Origin of the sequence: Kitasatospora sp. NPDC059462 (genome assembly GCF_042749955.1) — a bacterium.
Taxonomy (GTDB): domain Bacteria; phylum Actinomycetota; class Actinomycetes; order Streptomycetales; family Streptomycetaceae; genus Kitasatospora.
Genome location: NZ_JBHYUU010000017.1, coordinates 35,235 through 51,813 on the forward strand (window position 1 = coordinate 35,235; position 16,579 = coordinate 51,813).

Genomic DNA, 16,579 nt, shown 5'->3' on the forward strand with positions numbered 1-16,579 from the left:
GGGCGGATCAGTAGCGGTCGAGGGCCGGCGGCTGCGGCGCGGTGGAGCCGGAGAGGCCGAGGGTGGCGTCGTAGGCCTTCTTCCAGTCGCCGTTGTCCTGGTGGGCCTTGATCGCGTCGTTGATCGCGTCGCGCAGCGCCTTGTCGTCCTTGTTCAGGCCGACGCCGTAGTTCTCCTTGGTGAAGGGCTGGCCGATCACCTTGAGCTTGGGCGCGTACTTGGAGGCGTAGCCCTTGAGGATGGCGTCGTCGGTGGTGACCGCGTCGACCTCGCCCGACATCAGCTTCTCGACGCAGGCCGAGTAGGTGTCGAACTGGGTGATCTTCGGCGAGTACTTCTCGATGTTCTTGATCGAGGTCGAGCCGGTGGCGGTGCAGACGTTCTTGCCGTTGAGGGAGTCCGGGCCGGTGATCGTGGTGTTGTCGGCCTTGACCAGCAGGTCCTGGCCGGCGATGTAGTACGGGCCGGCGAAGGAGACGGTCTTCTTGCGCTCGTCGTTGATGCTGTAGGTGCCGACGTAGAAGTCGATCTGGCCCTTGGAGATGGCCGGCTCGCGCTGCGAGGAGACCAGCGTCTGCCACTTGATCTGCTGCGGGGTGAAGCCGAGGTCGGCGGCGACCATCTTGGCGATCTCGATGTCGAAGCCGCTGCGGTCGCCGCTGGCGAGGTCCTCGAAGCCGAGGAAGGGCTGGTCGGCCTTGGCGCCGATGATCAGCTGGCCGCGCTGCTTGGCGGCGGCCAGCACCGCCGAGTCCACCTTGACGTCGGTCTTCACGGTGTAGGTGGGCAGGGCCGGGGCGGCGCTGCCGCCGGTGCCGGTGCCGGAGGCGGCTCCGGGGGTGCCGTCCTTGCCGCAGGCGGCGGTGGCGGTGAGCGCGACGGCACAGAGCGCGACGGCAAGGGTGCGACGGGTCCTCATGAGGGTCTCCTCGGGCTGGGCCGCGGGTCAACCGGGCTCTGGCGAAGGGAAGGTCTGGCGGACGAGCGGGCGGGCGGGCGCGCGGCGGCGCCCTTGCCGCCGTCGGCCGGGATCCGGCCCCGGGGGGGATCAGTGGTGCAGGATCTTGGAGAGGAAGTCCTTGGCGCGCTCGGAGCGCGGCGCGGTGAAGAAGGCCTCGGGGGTGTTCTGCTCGACGATCCGGCCGTCGGCCATGAACAGCACCCGGTTGGCGGCGGAGCGGGCGAAGCCCATCTCGTGGGTGACGACGACCATCGTCATGCCGTCGGCGGCCAGCTGGCGCATGACCTCCAGCACCTCGTTGATCATCTCGGGGTCGAGCGCCGAGGTGGGCTCGTCGAAGAGCATCACCTTCGGGTTCATCGCCAGCGCCCGGGCGATCGCGACCCGCTGCTGCTGGCCGCCGGACAGCTGGGCGGGGTACTTGTCGGCCTGGGCGCCGACGCCGACCCGATCCAGCAGCTGCCGGGCGGTCGCCGCGGCCTTGTCCCGGGCGATGCCGCGGACCTTGACCTGGCCGAGGACCACGTTCTCCAGCACGGTCTTGTGGGCGAACAGGTTGAAGCTCTGGAAGACCATGCCGACCTCGGCCCGCAGCCGGGCCAGCTCGCGGCCCTCGGCGGGCAGCGGGCGGCCGTCGATGGTGATCGTTCCGGAGTCGACGGTCTCCAGCCGGTTGATCGTGCGGCACAGCGTGGACTTGCCGGAGCCGGACGGGCCGATCAGCACGACCACCTCGCCCTGCCGGATCTCCAGGTCGATGTCCTGGAGCACGTGCAGCGCGCCGAAGTGCTTGTTCACGTTGCTCAGGACCACCAGCGGGGCGGCGCCGGCAGGGGAGTCCTTGTCGAGGCTCGTGGTCATCGCGCCGGCTCCCTCGGGTCGGCCCGCAGGGGATGAACTCCCTTGGGCGGCAATGGTGGTAGAAATCCGAGGGCCGCAACCGGCGGAGTCACGGCCCTCGGTGGGGTGACCATAGGAGGCCTGACGGTGCCACGTCAGCCGATCTGAGCGGAACTTGAGGATCACGATCCCGTCACACGGTCGGCGGCCGCTGTTCACCGGGCCCCGATCCGGGCACAGTGGCAGCGTCCGGCGCCGCGGCGGGCGTGATCGCGGAGCCCCGGCGGGGCCCGCCGGCCCCACCGCCGCCGCCGGCCGAGCCTGGCGTCCGGGCCGTCCCTGGCCCATACTGCGCAGAACCGGGACCTGCCCGGCAGGGGGAGCCGTCACGATCGCACGACGGCCGCGGCAGGGGCCGCGGGCGAGACCCCCGGAGCACCGTCCGGGAGAGGAGGAGACACATGCGACTGCTGCTCGTCGAGGACGACGAACGCGTGGCCGCCGCGCTGGTCGCGGTCCTGGGCCGGCACGGTTTCCAGGTCCGGCACGCCCGCAGCGGCCACGAGGCGCTGGACGCCCTGGTGCCGGACGGCAACGAGCCCTACCGGGTGGTCCTGCTCGACCTCGGCCTGCCCGACCGGGACGGCTTCGAGGTCTGCAGCCGGATCCGGGCCGGCAGCGGCGTGCCGGTGATCATGGTGACCGCCCGCGCCGACATACGCTCCCGGATCCACGGCCTCAACCTCGGCGCCGACGACTACGTGACCAAGCCCTACGACATGGGCGAACTGCTCGCCCGGATCCACGCGGTGGCCCGCCGCGGCGCCGCGCCCGCCGCCGTCGCCGTGCCCGCCCCGGACGCCGTCCCGCAGCAGCGCGGCCCGCTGGAGTCGCGCGGCATCACGATCGACCGCGAACGCCGCCGGGTCAGCGTCGACGGCCGGGACGTGCCGCTCACCCGCAAGGAGTTCGACCTGCTGGCGCTGCTCGCCCAGAGCCCCGGCGTGGTCTACCGTCGCGAGCAGATCTTCAGCGAGGTCTGGCGCAGCGGCTGGGAGGGCAACGGCCGCACCCTGGAGGTGCACATCGGCTCGCTGCGCACCAAACTCGCCCTGCCCGGCCTGGTCGAGGCCGTCCGGGGCGTCGGCTACCGGCTGATACCCGAGTGCCCGGCCCCCGCCGCCGACACCGCGCCCCCGGCCCGCGCGGAGCGCTGACCGCACGTGCGCACCCGCCTGCTCGGCATCCTGCTCGCGCTGATGCTCTGCGTGCTCGCCGCGCTCGGACTGCCGCTCGCGGCGGCGTTCGCGGCCGCCGAGCAGAGCCGGGTGGTCGTCGACCGGCTCGACGACGCCGCCCGGTTCGCCCAGGACCTGCCGACCTCCGGCCTCTCCGGCCTGGAGTCGGCGCTCAAGGGCGACCTCAGCCGCCGGCACGCGCTGGACGCCGAGGTGGCGCGCTACCACGAGCTCTACGGGGTGCGGATCGGCATCTTCCAGCGCGACGGCATGCCGATCGCGGTGGCCCCGGCCGACTGGCGGGTGCCCACCGAGGGCTGGGGCGAGCAGGCCTTCCAGGAGGCGCTGGACGGCCGGCGCAGCCACAACCCGCCGCAGGTCTGGCCGTGGACCCCGGACCGCACGCTCACCGTCGCCACCCCGGTGGTCCGCGACGGCGACGTGGTCGCCGTGGTGCTCAGCGAGTCCCCGACCGGCGCGCTGCGCGCCCGGGTGGTGCGCAGCTGGCTGGTGATCGGGGCCGGCGAGGCCGCCGCGATGATCGTCGCGGTGCTGCTCGCCGCCCGGCTCACCGAATGGGTGCTGCGCCCGGTGCGCACCCTGGACCGGGCCACCCACGACATCGCCACCGGCCGGATGAACGCCCGGGTGGCGCCCGGTGGCGGGCCGCCCGAGCTGCAGCGGCTGGCCCGCTCGTTCAACGAGATGGCCGACCACGTGGTGCTCGCCCTGGACCAGCAGAAGGCCTTCGTCGCCGACGCCTCGCACCAGCTGCGCAACCCGCTGGCGGCGCTGCTGCTGCGGGTCGAGGTGCTGGGCCTGGAGCTGCCGGAGGGGCACGAGGAGGAGCTCGGCGGGGTCCGCGAGGAGGGCGTCCGGCTGGCCCGGGTGCTGGACGACCTGCTCGGGCTGGCCACCGCCGAGCATGCCCGGCCCGAACCCGAGCCCACCGACCTGGCCGTGCTCACCCTGGAGCGGGTGGACGCCTGGCGGCCGCTGGCCGGGCAGCGCGGGATCGAGCTGGTCCGGGAGGGCCCGGTGCTGGCGCTCGGCCTGGCCGACCCGATCGGCTTCGGCAGCGCGCTGGACGCGGTGCTCGACAACGCGCTGAAGTTCGGGCCCGCGGGGAGCCGGGTGCGGGTGCTGGTGGCGGTTCGGCGCGAGGAGGTCGCGGTGACTGTCTCCGACCAGGGGCCCGGCCTCACCGAGGAGGAGCTGGCCCGGGCCGGCGACCGCTTCTGGCGCAGTGCCCGCCACCAGAACGTGGACGGCTCGGGCCTCGGCCTGTCGATCGCCCGCACCCTGCTCCAGGCGGCCGGCGGCTCGCTCACCTTCGGCACCGCCACCCCCTCCGGCCTCGCCGTCACCCTCGCGGTGCCCCGGCCCGGCCGCACGTAGCGCGGTGCCCCGGCCCGGCCGCACGTAGCGCGGGGCGCGGCCGAACGGGAGGGCCTGGCTAGGGCTTCACCGAGCGGTAGTAGCGGGCCGCGCCCTCGTGGAGCGGCAGCGGGTCGGTGTAGACGGCGGTGCGCAGGTCGACCAGCTGGGCGGCGTGCACCTGGGCGCCGATCTGGTCACGGCTGTCGATCACCGCCCGGGTCATGCCCTGGACCAGGTCGTCGTCCACGTCGGCCCGGGTGATCAGCAGATTGGGCACGGCCACGGTGGCGACCGCGTCCTTGGGCTCGGCGTTGGGGTAGGTGCCCTTCGGCATGGTGGCCGCCCGGTAGGCGTCCGTCCCGCCGCCCTCCACCAGGTGGACCGCCTCGGCGAGGTCGCCCAGCGGCACGATCCGGATCCGGACGTGTTCGGACAGCTCGGTGAGCGCGCTGGTCGGCAGGCCGCCGGACCAGAAGAACGCGTCCAGCTGCCCGGTCCGCAGCCCGTTCGCCGCGTCGCCGATGCCCAGGAAGGCCGGCTTGATGTCGCGGTCCGGGTCCAGCTCGGCCGCCGCCAGCAGCCGCCGGGTCACCAGGTTCACGCCGGAGAGCGACTGGCCGACGCCGACCCGCAGGCCCTTGAGGTCGGCGGCGCGTTGCACGGGAGAGTCGGCCGGCACGATCAGCTGCAGGTAGTCGTCGTAGAGCCGGGCGATGGCCCGCAGCTTCTCCCGGCCGGGGCCGGTGTACTGGGCCACCGAGTCGGCGGTGGCGATCGCGAAGTCGTCCCGGCCGGAGGTGACCCGGCCCAGGTTGTCGATCGAGCCCTCGGAGTTGTCCAGCTCCAGCCGCACCCCCGGCATCGCCCGGGCGAGGTGGGCATCCAGCAGCTGCCCGTACCGGTCGTACACCCCCTGCTTGACGCCGGTGGCCAGCCTGGTCTCGCCGCGCGGGTGGCCGGTCGAGCCGGTCTCCGACAGCCACCAGCCGCCGAGCCCCGTGAGCACCAGCACCAGGGCCAGCACGATCCGCCACAGCGGCCGGCGGGCCGCGGCGCGGAGACGGGAGGGGGTACGGGGGGCCATGGAAGGGATAGTGCCAGGCGCCCGGGGAGAACGGGAGGGGAAACTTGCTCCACGGCTGCCCGTACCCTGGTCGGGTGAGCGGTGACAGCGGATCGAAGAGCTACAAGGTCGTCACGTACGGCTGCCAGATGAACGTCCACGACTCCGAGCGGCTCTCCGGGCTGCTGGAGGACGCGGGGTACGTCAAGGCGGGGAAGGACGGCGACCCCGACCTGGTGGTGTTCAACACCTGCGCGGTGCGGGAGAACGCCGACAACAAGCTGTACGGCAACCTCGGGCAGCTGGCGCCGGTCAAGAGCCGGCACCGGGGCATGCAGATCGCCGTCGGCGGCTGCCTGGCGCAGAAGGACCGCGACACCATCGTCCGCAAGGCCCCCTGGGTCGACGTGGTGTTCGGCACCCACAACATCGGCCACCTGCCGGCCCTGCTGGAGCGGGCCGCGGTCGAGCGCAAGGCGCAGGTCGAGATCCTGGAGTCGCTGGAGACCTTCCCCTCCACGCTGCCCACCCGCCGCGAGTCCGCCTACGCCGCCTGGGTCGCGATCTCGGTCGGCTGCAACAACACCTGTACGTTCTGCATCGTCCCCGCGCTGCGCGGCAAGGAGGAGGACCGCCGCCCCGGCGACGTCCTCGCCGAGATCGAGGCGCTGGTCGACGAGGGCGTCATCGAGGTCACCCTGCTCGGCCAGAACGTCAACGCCTACGGCTCCGACCTGGGCGACCGCGAGGCGTTCTCCAAGCTGCTGCGCGCCGCCGGGCAGATCGAGGGCCTGGAGCGGATCCGCTTCACCTCGCCGCACCCGCGCGACTTCACCGACGACGTGATCGCCGCGATGGCCGAGACCCCGAACGTGATGCACCAGCTGCACATGCCGCTGCAGTCCGGCTCCGACACCGTCCTCAAGGCGATGCGCCGCTCCTACCGGCAGGAGCGTTTCCTCGGCATCATCCGCAAGGTGCGCGAGGCGATGCCGGACGCGGCCATCTCCACCGACATCATCGTGGGCTTCCCCGGCGAGACCGAGGAGGACTTCGAGGAGACCATGAAGGTCGTCCGCGAGGCCCGCTTCACCAACGCCTTCACCTTCCAGTACTCCAAGCGCCCGGGCACCCCGGCCGCCGAGATGGACGGCCAGGTCCCGAAGGCGGTCGTCCAGGCCCGCTACGACCGGCTGATCGCCCTCCAGGAGGAGATCTCCTGGGAGGAGAACAAGAAGCAGGTCGGCCGCACCCTGGAGATCCTGGTCGCCGAGGGCGAGGGCAAGAAGGACGACCGGACCGACCGGCTCTCCGGGCGCGCCCCCGACAACCGGCTGGTGCACTTCACCCGGCCCGCCGAGCCGGTCCGCCCGGGCGACATGGTCACCGTGGAGATCACCTACGCCGCCCCGCACCACCTGCTGGCCGAGGGCCCGGCGCTCGCGGTGCGCCGCACCCGGGCCGGCGACGCCTGGGAGAAGCGCCGGGCCGTGCCCGCCGCCAAGCCGGCCGGCGTGATGCTGGGCCTGCCGTCGATCGGCGCCCCGGCGGCCCTCCCGCTCGCCGCCCCGGCCGGCGGCGCCTGCTGCGGGGACTGACCCCGACCGACCGACCGCGCCGTGGCGCGGGTGCGGCCCGGCGGGACCTTCCGGTCCTGCCGGGCCGTCCGGCGTTCTTGGCTAGAGTGATCCACATGCTGGTTGCCGCCGCCGTCTGCCCCTGTCCGCCGCTGCTCGTCCCGGAGGTCGCCGCCGGGGCGGCGGCCGAGCTGGAGCCGCTGCGCGCGGCCTGCGACGAGGCGCTCGGGGTGGTGCTCGCGGCCGCGCCGGAGCTGCTGGTGGTGGTCGGCACCGGGGCCGGGGCCGAGGTGTGGACCGAGGGCGGCGCCGGTTCGTTCCACCGGTACGGCGTGCCGCTGGTGGCCGCGCTGCCGGGCGGCCGGGCCGAGGGGCCGGAGCTGGCGCCCTCGCTGACCGTCGGCGCCTGGCTGCTCGGGCGGGCCGGGGTGACCCTGCCGACGCACGCCTGCGCGGTGCCCGCCGACGCGCCCGCCGACCGGATGCTCGGGCTGGGCCGGGGCCTGGCCGGGCTGGCCGACCGGGTCGGGCTGCTGGTGATGGGGGACGGCAGCGCCTGCCGCTCGCTGAAGGCGCCCGGCTACCTGGACGAGCGCGCCGAGGGCTTCGACGCCGGGATCGCCCGGGCGCTGGGCTCGGCGGACACCGCCGCGCTGGCCGCCCTGGACGCGGGTCTGGCCGCCGAGCTGAAGGCCGAGGGCCGGGCGCCCTGGCAGGTGCTGGCCGGCGCCGCCGAGGGCGCCGGCCTCACCGCGCGGCTGGGCTACCAGGACGCGCCGTACGGCGTGGGGTACCTGGTCGCCTCCTGGGGCTGAGCCCGCCGGACCCCGGTCGCCCGGGGCCCGGCCGGCGGCACCGCCGAACGGGTCAGGCGCTCGGGCCCGGGGCGCCGTCCGCCGGGGTGCCGGGACCGCCGGGCTTGTGGGCGAAGTCGTCCACGGCGCCCTTGGCCTTGCTGGTGCCGTGCTCGATCTTCTCGGTGTACTTGCCCTTGGTGGCCTTGTCGATCGCGCCGCCGGCCTTCTCCACCGCGTTCCCGATCTGCTCGCTGTGCTTGCCGGTGAACTCGCTGGCCTTGTCCTTGAGCTCCTCGGCCTTGCCCTTGAGGTTGTCCATCAGACCCATGACGCCTCACCCTTCCTCTCTGTCCCCCTCACAACGTCCGCCGGGGCGGAACCGTTCGCAACGGGACGGGCCGGTCGAAAACGGGTGCAACCGGCCGGGCCGACGGCGGGCCGGCGTTCCCTGGCAGACTTGACCGGTGAGCAGCCCCACCACCGCCCCGTCCGCCCGTCCCCGCGTCGTCTCGGTCGTCGGCGCGACCGCCGCCGGGAAGTCCGACCTGGCCGTCGCCCTGGCCCGCGCCCTCGGCGGCGAGGTGATCAACACCGACTCGATGCAGCTCTACCGCGGCATGGACATCGGCACGGCCAAGCTCACCGAGGAGGAGCGCGGCGGCGTCCCGCACCACCTGCTGGACATCTGGGACGTCACCGAGGCCGCCAGCGTCGCCGAGTACCAGCGGCTGGCCCGGGCCGAGACGGACCGGCTGCTCGCGGCCGGCCGCACCCCCGTCCTGGTCGGCGGCTCCGGCCTGTACGTCCGGGCGGCGATCGACGAGATGGAGTTCCCGGGCACCGACCCGGCGGTCCGCGCCCGGCTGGAGGCGGAGCTGGAGCAGTCCGGCCCGTACGCGCTGCACCGGCGGCTGGCCGAGCTGGACCCGGCCGCGGCCGCGGCGATCCTGACGAGCAACGGGCGGCGGATCGTCCGGGCGCTGGAGGTCATCGAGATCACCGGGCAGCCGTTCACCGCCAACCTGCCGAGCAACACCGCCGTGTACGACGCGGTGCAGATCGGCGTCGCCGTGCCGCGCCCCGAGCTGGACGAGCGGATCACCCTGCGGGTCGACCGGATGTGGCGGGCCGGGCTGCTGGAGGAGGTGCGGGAGCTGGAGGAGGCCGGACTGCGCGAGGGGCGGACGGCCTCCCGGGCGCTCGGCTACCAGCAGGTGCTGGACCACTTCGCGGGCGGGTGCACGGAGGACGAGGCGCGCGCCGAGACGGTCCGCGCGACCAAGCGGTTCGCCCGCCGGCAGGAGTCCTGGTTCCGCCGCGACGACCGGATCCACTGGCTGGCGCGGCCGGCCGGAACCGACCCGGTGGAGCTGCTGGACCGCTCGCTGGAGCTGATCGACCGTCAGGAATCCGCCGTCCGGTAGGCGCTTTCCGGCCATCCGGCGGTGCAGTTGCGCGCGCAGACGGGCGTGCAGGACGGCTTGGCGGTCACGGCCGGATCACGTGATGGCCACGGATCACCCGTCGGCCCCGGTCAGGCCCGGAACGCCACTCTGGACATGCCATCATCGATGTCAGTAAGGGTCGGCCCGGGCGGGCCGGCCGTGTCCGGCCGCGAGTCGCGCACTCGTGTCGAACTGTCAGGGGAGGCCGCGTGTCCACGGGTACCGGCCCCGAAACCGGCGGCCTCGACGCCTCGACGCTGCCCGACCTGCCGGTGCTGCCCGGCCTGGACGCGCCCACCTCCTACGCGGTCGCGCTGCCGGCCCTGGACACCCGCGCCCCCGCCGGCGCGGTGCACGAGCGGGAGATCCGGCCGCGCCGCCGGCTCCGCTGGTGGCAGACCCTGCCGATCGCCCTGCTGGCCACCGCCGGCTCGCTGATGTTCGCCTTCCCGCTGGCCTTCGGTTCGGCCGGGGCCGGGTCGGCGATGATCGGGATGCTCGGCCTGCTGCTCACCGCGGCCTCGCTCGGCTGGGGCGCGATGGCGGCCCGCCACGCGGGGTACAAGTGGCCCGGCCTGCCGCGCCGCGGCACCGGCGAGCGGGCCGGGTGGAAGGCGATCGTGATCTACACGCTGATCGTGCTGGCCGCCTGTGCGCTCGCCCTGTACCGGGTGGTCCGGCTCTCCGGCGGCTGAGCGCGGCGGTTCCGGTCCGCGGAGCGGAACCGGACGGCGCCGATCCGGTTCTCCTCGGTACCATCGGGAGGGTGACCGCATCCTCCGCGCAGCCCGCCGGCCTCCCCTTCCTCAAGGGGCACGGCACCCAGAACGACTTCGTGATCGTCCCCGACCCGGACGGCCGGCTGGCCATCGGCCCCGAGGCCGTGGCCGCGCTGTGCGACCGCCGCGCGGGCATCGGCGGCGACGGGCTGCTGCGCGTGGTGCGCTCCGCCGCCGACCCGGTGGCGGCCGACCAGGCCGACCGCGCCGAGTGGTTCATGGACTACCGCAACTCCGACGGCTCGATCGGCGAGATGTGCGGCAACGGCGTCCGGGTCTTCGCCCGCTACCTGGTGGACGCCGGGCTGGCGAAGCCGGGCGAGCTGCCGGTGGCCACCCGGGCCGGGCTGCGCACCGTGCGGGTCGCCGAGACCGCCGAGGACGGCACGCCCGGCGAGATCACCGTCGACATGGGGCGGGCACTGCTGCCCGGTCCGGACGGGATCGAGGTGTCGGTCGGCGGACGCAGCTGGCCGGCCCTGAACGTCAACATGGGCAATCCGCACGCGGTCGCGTTCGTCGAGAGCCTGGACCACGCCGGGGACCTGCGGACCGCGCCGCCGGTGAGCCCCGGGGGCGTCTACCCGGAGGGCGTCAACGTCGAGTTCGTGGTGGACCGGGGCCCGCGGCACGTCGCGATGCGGGTGCACGAGCGCGGCTCCGGCGAGACCCGCTCCTGCGGCACCGGCGCGTGCGCCGTCGCGGTGGCCGCCGCCCGCCGCGACGGCGTGGACCCGGCGGTCACCGGCGAGGCGGTGACGTACACGGTGGACGTGCTGGGCGGCCGGCTGACGATCACCGAGTACCCGGACGGCCGGGTGGAGAAGACCGGCCCGGCGGTCATCGTGGCCGGCGGCGAGCTGGACCCGGTCTGGTCGGCGCTGATCCGGAGGGCCTGACCTCCAGGCCCGACCCGGTCCGGCCCGTGGGGCCGTCCGGCCCGCTGACCCGCCGTCACCCGGGGGAGGGCGGCCGGTCGTGCGGGCCGGGTCAACAACCGGACCGCGTTTGCCCAATTCGTCCGGGATCGAATCCCCCCGTTCGGGTGAGACCTCTGACGGACGGGAAGCGGGGCCTCGCGGAACGTGCTCTGCTCGGTAGCATGGACCACCGGGTCGGCCCACGCCCCCGGTACTGCTGCCGGAGGTGCCGATGACCATCGAAGCCGGTCAGCCCCTGGCGGGGCAGCCGACGTCCGCACGGCAAGCCGGGCCCAGGCGCCCGCTCGGCGGGCTCGGCCGGGCCGCGCTCGGCCGCGCCGGGCGGGCCGCGCTGCTGGCCACCGGCCGCCCGCCGGTGCCGGACGCCCTCGAACCGCTGGTCCAGGCCCACCGCCGGCACCACCCGCAGGCCGATCTCGGCCTGCTCGGCCGCGCCTACCGGCTGGCCGAGGCGAGCCACCGCGGCCAGAAGCGCAAGAGCGGCGAGCCGTACATCACCCATCCGCTGGCCGTCACCGTGATCCTGGCCCAACTCGGCGCCGGGACGACCACATTGGTCGCCTCGCTGCTCCACGACACGGTCGAGGACACCGAATTGACGCTGGAGCAGGTGGCCGAGGAGTTCGGTCCCGAAGTCGCCTACCTGGTCGACGGGGTGACGAAGCTGGAGAAGGTCGACTTCGGTGCGGCGGCCGAGGCGGAGACCTTCCGCAAGATGCTGGTCGCCACCGGGGACGACGTCCGGGTGATGGTCATCAAGCTCGCCGACCGGCTGCACAACATGCGCACCATCCGGCACATGAAGCCGGCCAGCCAGGTGCGGATCGCCAAGGTCACCCGGGACGTGCTGATCCCGCTGGCCGAGCGGCTCGGCATCCAGGTGCTCAAGGCGGAGCTGGAGGACATCGTCTTCGCCACCCTGCACCCCGAGGAGCACGCCCGCACCCGCGCCCTGCTCGGGCGGCACGAGGCCGGCCCGGACACCCTGCTGGCGCCGTTCGCCCGGAGCCTGGCCCGCCAGCTCGCCGAGGCCGGGATCGCCGCCGAGGTCACCGTCCGCCCCCGGCACTGCGTCTCGCTGCACCGGGTGCTGCTCAAGCGGGACGCCGCCCCCGGGCGGGACGGCCGGCCGCAGGAGCCGCAGCCGGCCGACTTCGGGCGGCTGCTGGTGGTGGTGGAGGAGAACGCCGACTGCTACGCGGTGCTCGGCGAACTGCACACCTGCTGGACACCGCTGCCGGGGGAGTTCAAGGACTTCGTGGCCGCGCCGAAGTTCAACCTCTACCAGTCGCTGCACACCGCGGTGGCGCTGGCCGGCGGCGAGGTGGTCGAGGTGCTGGTGCGCACCCGGCGGATGCACGAGGTCGCCGAGACCGGGGTCGTCGCGCTCGGCGACCCCCGGCAGCCCGGGACCGGCGGCGACCAGCCCCGCGACGAGCTGGACCGCACCGACCCGGCCCGGCCAGGCTGGCTCTCCCGCCTGCTGGAGTGGCAGCAGGAGACCCCGGACCCGGACGCCTTCTGGTCCGCGCTCACCGCCGACCTGGCCGGGGACCGCGAGATCACCGTGGTCACCGAACGCGGCGAAACGCTTCAGCTCCGGGCCGGCGCCACCTGTGTGGACGCCGCCTACCTGCTCGGCGAGCAGACCGGCCACCGCTGCATCGGGGCCCGGGTGAACGGCCGGCTCGCCGCGCTCTCCACCGTCCTCCACGACGGCGACCGGGTGGCCGTCCTCACCGAGGAGACCGCCGGTCCGGCACCGGAGTGGCTGGCGCACGCCCGCACCCCGGCCGCCCGGCTCGCCATCGAACGCTGGCTGGCCGACCACCCGGGCGACCACCCGCCGCGCCGTCCGGTGGTCCGCACCGGACCGTCCGCCGGGCAGCCCGCGCCCCCCGGCCGCCCGGTCGCCGGGGACCGGCCCGCCGCCCCGGTCACCGTGGCCGGCCGCCCCGGGGCGCCCGTCCGGCTGGCCCGCTGCTGCACCCCGGTGCCGCCGGACGAGATCGACGGCTACCCGATCCGCGGCGGCGCGGTCGCCGTGCACCGGGCCGGCTGTCCGGCGGGGGAGCGGATGCGGGCCGACGGGCGCGGCGCCCTGGAGGTCCGCTGGCGTCCCGGCGGCGCCCCGGCGGACGGCTACCGGGCCACCCTGCGGGCCGAGGCGCTGAACCGGCCCCGGCTGCTGGCCGACCTCACGGCCGCCATCTCGGCGGAGGGCGTCGGGATCGTCGCGGCCGAGGTGGAGCCGCCGCAGGAGCTGCGGGTGCGGCACACCTACACCGTCGAGCTGCCGGACCCGGCCGCGCTGGCCGCCGTGCTGCGGGCCATGCTGCGGGTCTCCGGGGTGTACGACGTGGAGCGCCCGCACGCCCCCGCGGGCGGAGGCCCCGGCCGTGCCCCGCACGCCCCGGCGGACGCCCCGGCACGGCCGGAGGAAATGCGGATGACCCGCGCCCGCCCGGCGTGCGACCATCATGGGGAATTCACGGCCGGACCGCGGCGTTGACCGGGCGGAGGAGTCTCAGCCCGGACCGCGGCCCCGAGGGGTAGCTCACACCTCGCCCGAGTGGTAGACGGGGCGGCAGCTGGGCAGACTCCGGGCACGACCGTCCGTACGGTCGCGCACAGGCCACCCGTTCCCAGCAGCCAAAGGACAGAATGACCTCCACGTTCGACACCCGCGACCACGCCGACGCCCCGCGCCGCCTCGACGGTCTGCGGGCGGAAGCCCTCATGGACGAGGACCTCGCGGCCATCGACGAGGACCTCGGCCACCACTTCGACGGCGACCAGTACGACCGCAGCGAGCGCGCCGCGCTGCGTCGTGTCGCCGGCCTCTCCACCGAACTCCAGGACGTCACCGAGGTCGAGTACCGCCAGCTGCGCCTGGAGCGCGTGGTGCTCGTCGGCGTCTGGACCGACGGCACGCTGGAGGAGGCGGAGAACTCGATGGCCGAGCTCGCCGCACTGGCCGAGACGGCCGGCTCCGAGGTGCTGGACGGCGTCATCCAGCGCCGTGACAAGCCCGACGCGGCCACCTACATCGGCTCCGGCAAGGCGCAGGAGCTGCGCGACATCGTCGCCTCCACCGGGGCGGACACCGTGGTCTGCGACGGTGAGCTCACCCCCGGCCAGCTGATCCACCTGGAGGACGTGGTCAAGGTCAAGGTCGTCGACCGGACGGCCCTGATCCTGGACATCTTCGCCCAGCACGCCAAGTCCCGCGAGGGCAAGGCGCAGGTCTCGCTCGCGCAGATGCAGTACATGCTGCCGCGCCTGCGCGGCTGGGGCCAGTCGCTCTCCCGGCAGATGGGTGGCGGTGGCTCCGGCTCGTCCGGCGGCGGCATGGCGACCCGCGGTCCCGGTGAGACCAAGATCGAGACCGACCGGCGCCGGATCCGCGAGAAGATGGCGAAGCTCCGCAAGGAGATCGCCGACATGAAGAAGGGCCGCGACACCAAGCGCCAGGAGCGCCGGCGCCACCAGGTGCCGTCGGTGGCCATCGCCGGCTACACCAACGCCGGGAAGTCCTCCCTGCTCAACCGGCTCACCGGCGCGGGCGTGCTGGTGGAGAACGCGCTGTTCGCCACCCTCGACCCGACCGTGCGCCGGGCGCAGACCCCGAGCGGCCGGGTCTACACCCTGGCCGACACCGTCGGCTTCGTCCGGCACCTGCCGCACCACCTGGTCGAGGCGTTCCGCTCCACCATGGAGGAGGTCGGCGACGCCGATCTCATCCTGCACGTGGTGGACGGCTCGCACCCCGAGCCGGAGACGCAGCTGGCCGCCGTACGCGAGGTGGTCGTCTCGGTCGACGCGCAGAACGTGCCGGAGATCGTGGTGATCAACAAGGCCGACGCGGCCGATCCGCACGTCCTGCAGCGCCTGCTGCGCCGCGAGCCGCACGCCATCGTGGTGTCGGCCCGCACCGGCGAGGGCATCGACGAGCTGCTCAAGCTCATCGACGACGAGCTGCCGCGCCCGGCCGTCGAGGTGCACGCGCTCGTGCCGTACACCCAGGGCGCGCTGGTGTCCCGGGTGCACGCCGAGGGCGAGCTGCTCTCCGCCGAGCACACCGGCGAGGGCACCCTGCTGCACGCCAAGGTGCCGGCCGAGCTGGCCGCAGAGCTGGAGCACTTCGCGGTGGCGCTGACGCCGCAGGGCTGAGCCGCCGCACCGCGCGAACAGGCCCCGGTTCCCTCCCGTGAGGGGGAACCGGGGCCCGTCCCGTTGCCGGCGGCCCGGCTACTTCTTCTTCGCGATCCAGTCCAGCGCCTGCTTGGCGACCGTCTCCAGGTAGGGCCCGCTCAGGGAGGTGTGCTCCTGGGTGCCGATCGAGGTGTTGGAGACCAGCGCGAGCTTCCCGTCCGGCATCGGCGCGAACCAGCCGCCGCCGCTGGAGCCCTGGGTCATGTTGCAGCCTATGGTGAGCATCGACGGGCGCTTCGGGTCGAAGGAGAGCCGGGTCGGCTTCCCGCCCTCGCACTTGTAGAGCTCCTGGCCGTCGAACGGCTTGTACAGCGGGTAGCCGACCGCCGTGACGGCGAGCTTGTCGCGCGGCGCGTCGAACCAGACCGGGACGGCGCCGCCGACCGTCTCCTCCAGCGACTTGCCGGTGTCGTTCTGGTTGCTCACCCGCATGATCGCGAAGTCGTACTGGTTCGCCGCGTCCCCGGTGCCGCCGCCCTCGACCAGCCACTGCGGCGAGGTCACCACGTCCTTGGCCCACCAGGTGCCGAGCGGCGCCAGCTCGGCCAGCGGGGCCTTCTTCCCGCCGCTGGAGGCGCCCGAGTTGTTGTAGGCGGGGACGAAGACGAGGTCCTTGAAGTAGTTGCCGCCCTTGCCCGGGTGGACGCAGTGGCCGGCCGTCCAGACCAGGTTGCTCTTCCCGGGGTGCGCCGGGTCCTGGATCACGGTGGCCGAGCAGTTGCCGCGGCCGCCCTCGGCCGAGAAGAAGACCTTGCCGGAGGGCTGCTTGGTGTACGGGCGCGGAACCGTCACGGCCTTCACCACCGGCGGCTCGGGATCGGTGACCCCGGCGTCGTCGGCGGGCTTGGCGGTGGGCGGCGCCGGGTCGGCCGGCTTGGAGTCGCCCATCTTGTCCGGGTTCCAGAAGTCCTTGACGATCGGGTTGTTGAAGACGTGCTTGGACGCCCAGTTGTCCCAGTCCTCGAACTTCCACTTCGTCAGGTCGTCCCAGCTCTTCGGCAGGCCCTCCAGCAGGCCGGTCGGAAGGCCCGAGGGCAGGGTGATGCCGCCGATCACGCCACTGCCGCCCCCCGCGGCGGTGGCGGAGGCGGACGTGCCGGAGCCGCCGGAGGGCGGTGGCGCGGCGGTGCCCCCGCCCGAAGGCCCGTCCGGGCCGCAGGCGGTGACGGCGAACAGGGTCCCCGCGGCGAGGAGCGCCGCCGCGGCTGACCGGTGGATCGCTGGCATGGTGCTGTCCCCCTGGTAGTTCGGTGTGGGCGGCGGACCGCCGTCCTGGAGTCTGCCACTGGCCACCAGGACGGCCCCGGGCGGCCCCCGGGTTCCGCCGCCGCGCGGGGGTCACC

At 74.2% G+C, this 16,579-nt stretch carries 14 protein-coding genes; 9 read left to right on the plus strand and 5 right to left on the minus strand.

What is annotated here, in order from left to right; genetic code table 11:
- Positions 1-7 precede the first annotated feature (7 nt).
- A complete protein-coding gene (locus tag ACFXAM_RS07520; protein WP_380288396.1) occupies positions 8-919 on the minus strand; it encodes a glutamate ABC transporter substrate-binding protein in 912 nt (303 codons plus the stop codon).
- A gap of 129 nt (positions 920-1,048) precedes the next feature.
- Positions 1,049-1,822 (minus strand): amino acid ABC transporter ATP-binding protein, encoded by a 774-nt coding sequence (locus tag ACFXAM_RS07525; protein ID WP_380288398.1) that lies wholly within the window; start codon positions 1,820-1,822, stop codon positions 1,049-1,051.
- Between the two features lie 440 nt (positions 1,823-2,262).
- On the opposite strand from ACFXAM_RS07525, the gene ACFXAM_RS07530 reads away from it, so the two are divergent.
- On the plus strand, positions 2,263-3,018 hold the full coding sequence (locus ACFXAM_RS07530) for a response regulator transcription factor (RefSeq protein ID WP_380288400.1): 756 nt from the start codon (positions 2,263-2,265) through the stop codon (positions 3,016-3,018).
- Positions 3,019-3,024: 6 nt separating this feature from the next.
- Positions 3,025-4,437 carry a sensor histidine kinase gene (locus ACFXAM_RS07535; RefSeq protein ID WP_380288402.1) on the plus strand — a complete coding sequence of 471 codons (1,413 nt, stop codon included), beginning with the start codon at positions 3,025-3,027 and terminating at the stop codon, positions 4,435-4,437.
- 58 nt (positions 4,438-4,495) lie between these two features.
- Here the strand turns inward: ACFXAM_RS07535 and ACFXAM_RS07540 are convergent, their stop codons facing one another.
- Complete coding sequence (locus ACFXAM_RS07540) at positions 4,496-5,503, minus strand: TAXI family TRAP transporter solute-binding subunit (RefSeq protein WP_380288404.1); 1,008 nt, start codon at positions 5,501-5,503, stop codon at positions 4,496-4,498.
- 74 nt (positions 5,504-5,577) lie between these two features.
- Here ACFXAM_RS07540 and miaB point away from each other — a divergent pair, with 74 nt between their 5' ends.
- Both miaB and ACFXAM_RS07550 read left to right on the plus strand, forming a co-directional pair.
- On the plus strand, positions 5,578-7,080 hold the full coding sequence (miaB, locus tag ACFXAM_RS07545; protein ID WP_380288406.1) for a tRNA (N6-isopentenyl adenosine(37)-C2)-methylthiotransferase MiaB: 1,503 nt from the start codon (positions 5,578-5,580) through the stop codon (positions 7,078-7,080).
- A 95-nt stretch (positions 7,081-7,175) separates the two neighbouring features.
- The gene (locus tag ACFXAM_RS07550; protein ID WP_380288408.1) at positions 7,176-7,874 is read left to right on the plus strand and encodes a class III extradiol dioxygenase subunit B-like domain-containing protein; all 699 of its coding nucleotides are present in this window, start codon (positions 7,176-7,178) and stop codon (positions 7,872-7,874) included.
- A 52-nt stretch (positions 7,875-7,926) separates the two neighbouring features.
- Here ACFXAM_RS07550 and ACFXAM_RS07555 read toward each other — a convergent pair whose 3' ends face one another.
- The gene (locus ACFXAM_RS07555; protein ID WP_380288410.1) at positions 7,927-8,184 is read right to left on the minus strand and encodes an antitoxin; all 258 of its coding nucleotides are present in this window, start codon (positions 8,182-8,184) and stop codon (positions 7,927-7,929) included.
- Between the two features lie 136 nt (positions 8,185-8,320).
- Here ACFXAM_RS07555 and miaA point away from each other — a divergent pair, with 136 nt between their 5' ends.
- From miaA to hflX, 5 genes are all read left to right on the plus strand, one after another.
- Positions 8,321-9,280, plus strand: coding sequence for a tRNA (adenosine(37)-N6)-dimethylallyltransferase MiaA (miaA, locus tag ACFXAM_RS07560; protein ID WP_380288412.1), 960 nt, complete (start codon positions 8,321-8,323; stop codon positions 9,278-9,280).
- A 230-nt stretch (positions 9,281-9,510) separates the two neighbouring features.
- A complete protein-coding gene (locus tag ACFXAM_RS07565; RefSeq protein WP_380288414.1) occupies positions 9,511-9,996 on the plus strand; it encodes a hypothetical protein in 486 nt (161 codons plus the stop codon).
- Positions 9,997-10,067: 71 nt separating this feature from the next.
- Positions 10,068-10,979, plus strand: a complete 912-nt coding sequence (gene dapF / locus ACFXAM_RS07570; protein ID WP_380288416.1) for a diaminopimelate epimerase — start codon at positions 10,068-10,070, stop codon at positions 10,977-10,979.
- A gap of 253 nt (positions 10,980-11,232) precedes the next feature.
- A complete protein-coding gene (locus ACFXAM_RS07575; protein WP_380288418.1) occupies positions 11,233-13,533 on the plus strand; it encodes a RelA/SpoT family protein in 2,301 nt (766 codons plus the stop codon).
- Between the two features lie 152 nt (positions 13,534-13,685).
- Entirely contained in the window at positions 13,686-15,194 is a 1,509-nt protein-coding gene (gene hflX / locus ACFXAM_RS07580) for a GTPase HflX (protein ID WP_380288420.1), read from the plus strand.
- A gap of 78 nt (positions 15,195-15,272) precedes the next feature.
- On the opposite strand, the gene ACFXAM_RS07585 is transcribed toward hflX, so the two are convergent.
- Complete coding sequence (locus ACFXAM_RS07585; protein ID WP_380288422.1) at positions 15,273-16,463, minus strand: trypsin-like serine peptidase; 1,191 nt, start codon at positions 16,461-16,463, stop codon at positions 15,273-15,275.
- Between the last annotated feature and the right edge of the window lie 116 nt (positions 16,464-16,579).

What these genes read in the sequence shown, in the direction of transcription:
- ACFXAM_RS07520 (WP_380288396.1), bottom strand. Translation starts at nt 919, where the DNA reads ATGAGGACCCGTCGCACCCTTGCCGTCGCGCTCTGTGCCGTCGCGCTC.
- ACFXAM_RS07525 (WP_380288398.1), bottom strand. Translation starts at nt 1,822, where the DNA reads ATGACCACGAGCCTCGACAAGGACTCCCCTGCCGGCGCCGCCCCGCTG.
- ACFXAM_RS07530 (WP_380288400.1), top strand. Translation starts at nt 2,263, where the DNA reads ATGCGACTGCTGCTCGTCGAGGACGACGAACGCGTGGCCGCCGCGCTG.
- ACFXAM_RS07540 (WP_380288404.1), bottom strand. Translation starts at nt 5,503, where the DNA reads ATGGCCCCCCGTACCCCCTCCCGTCTCCGCGCCGCGGCCCGCCGGCCG.
- ACFXAM_RS07550 (WP_380288408.1), top strand. Translation starts at nt 7,176, where the DNA reads ATGCTGGTTGCCGCCGCCGTCTGCCCCTGTCCGCCGCTGCTCGTCCCG.
- ACFXAM_RS07555 (WP_380288410.1), bottom strand. Translation starts at nt 8,184, where the DNA reads ATGGGTCTGATGGACAACCTCAAGGGCAAGGCCGAGGAGCTCAAGGAC.
- ACFXAM_RS07575 (WP_380288418.1), top strand. Translation starts at nt 11,233, where the DNA reads ATGACCATCGAAGCCGGTCAGCCCCTGGCGGGGCAGCCGACGTCCGCA.
- hflX (WP_380288420.1), top strand. Translation starts at nt 13,686, where the DNA reads ATGACCTCCACGTTCGACACCCGCGACCACGCCGACGCCCCGCGCCGC.
- ACFXAM_RS07585 (WP_380288422.1), bottom strand. Translation starts at nt 16,463, where the DNA reads ATGCCAGCGATCCACCGGTCAGCCGCGGCGGCGCTCCTCGCCGCGGGG.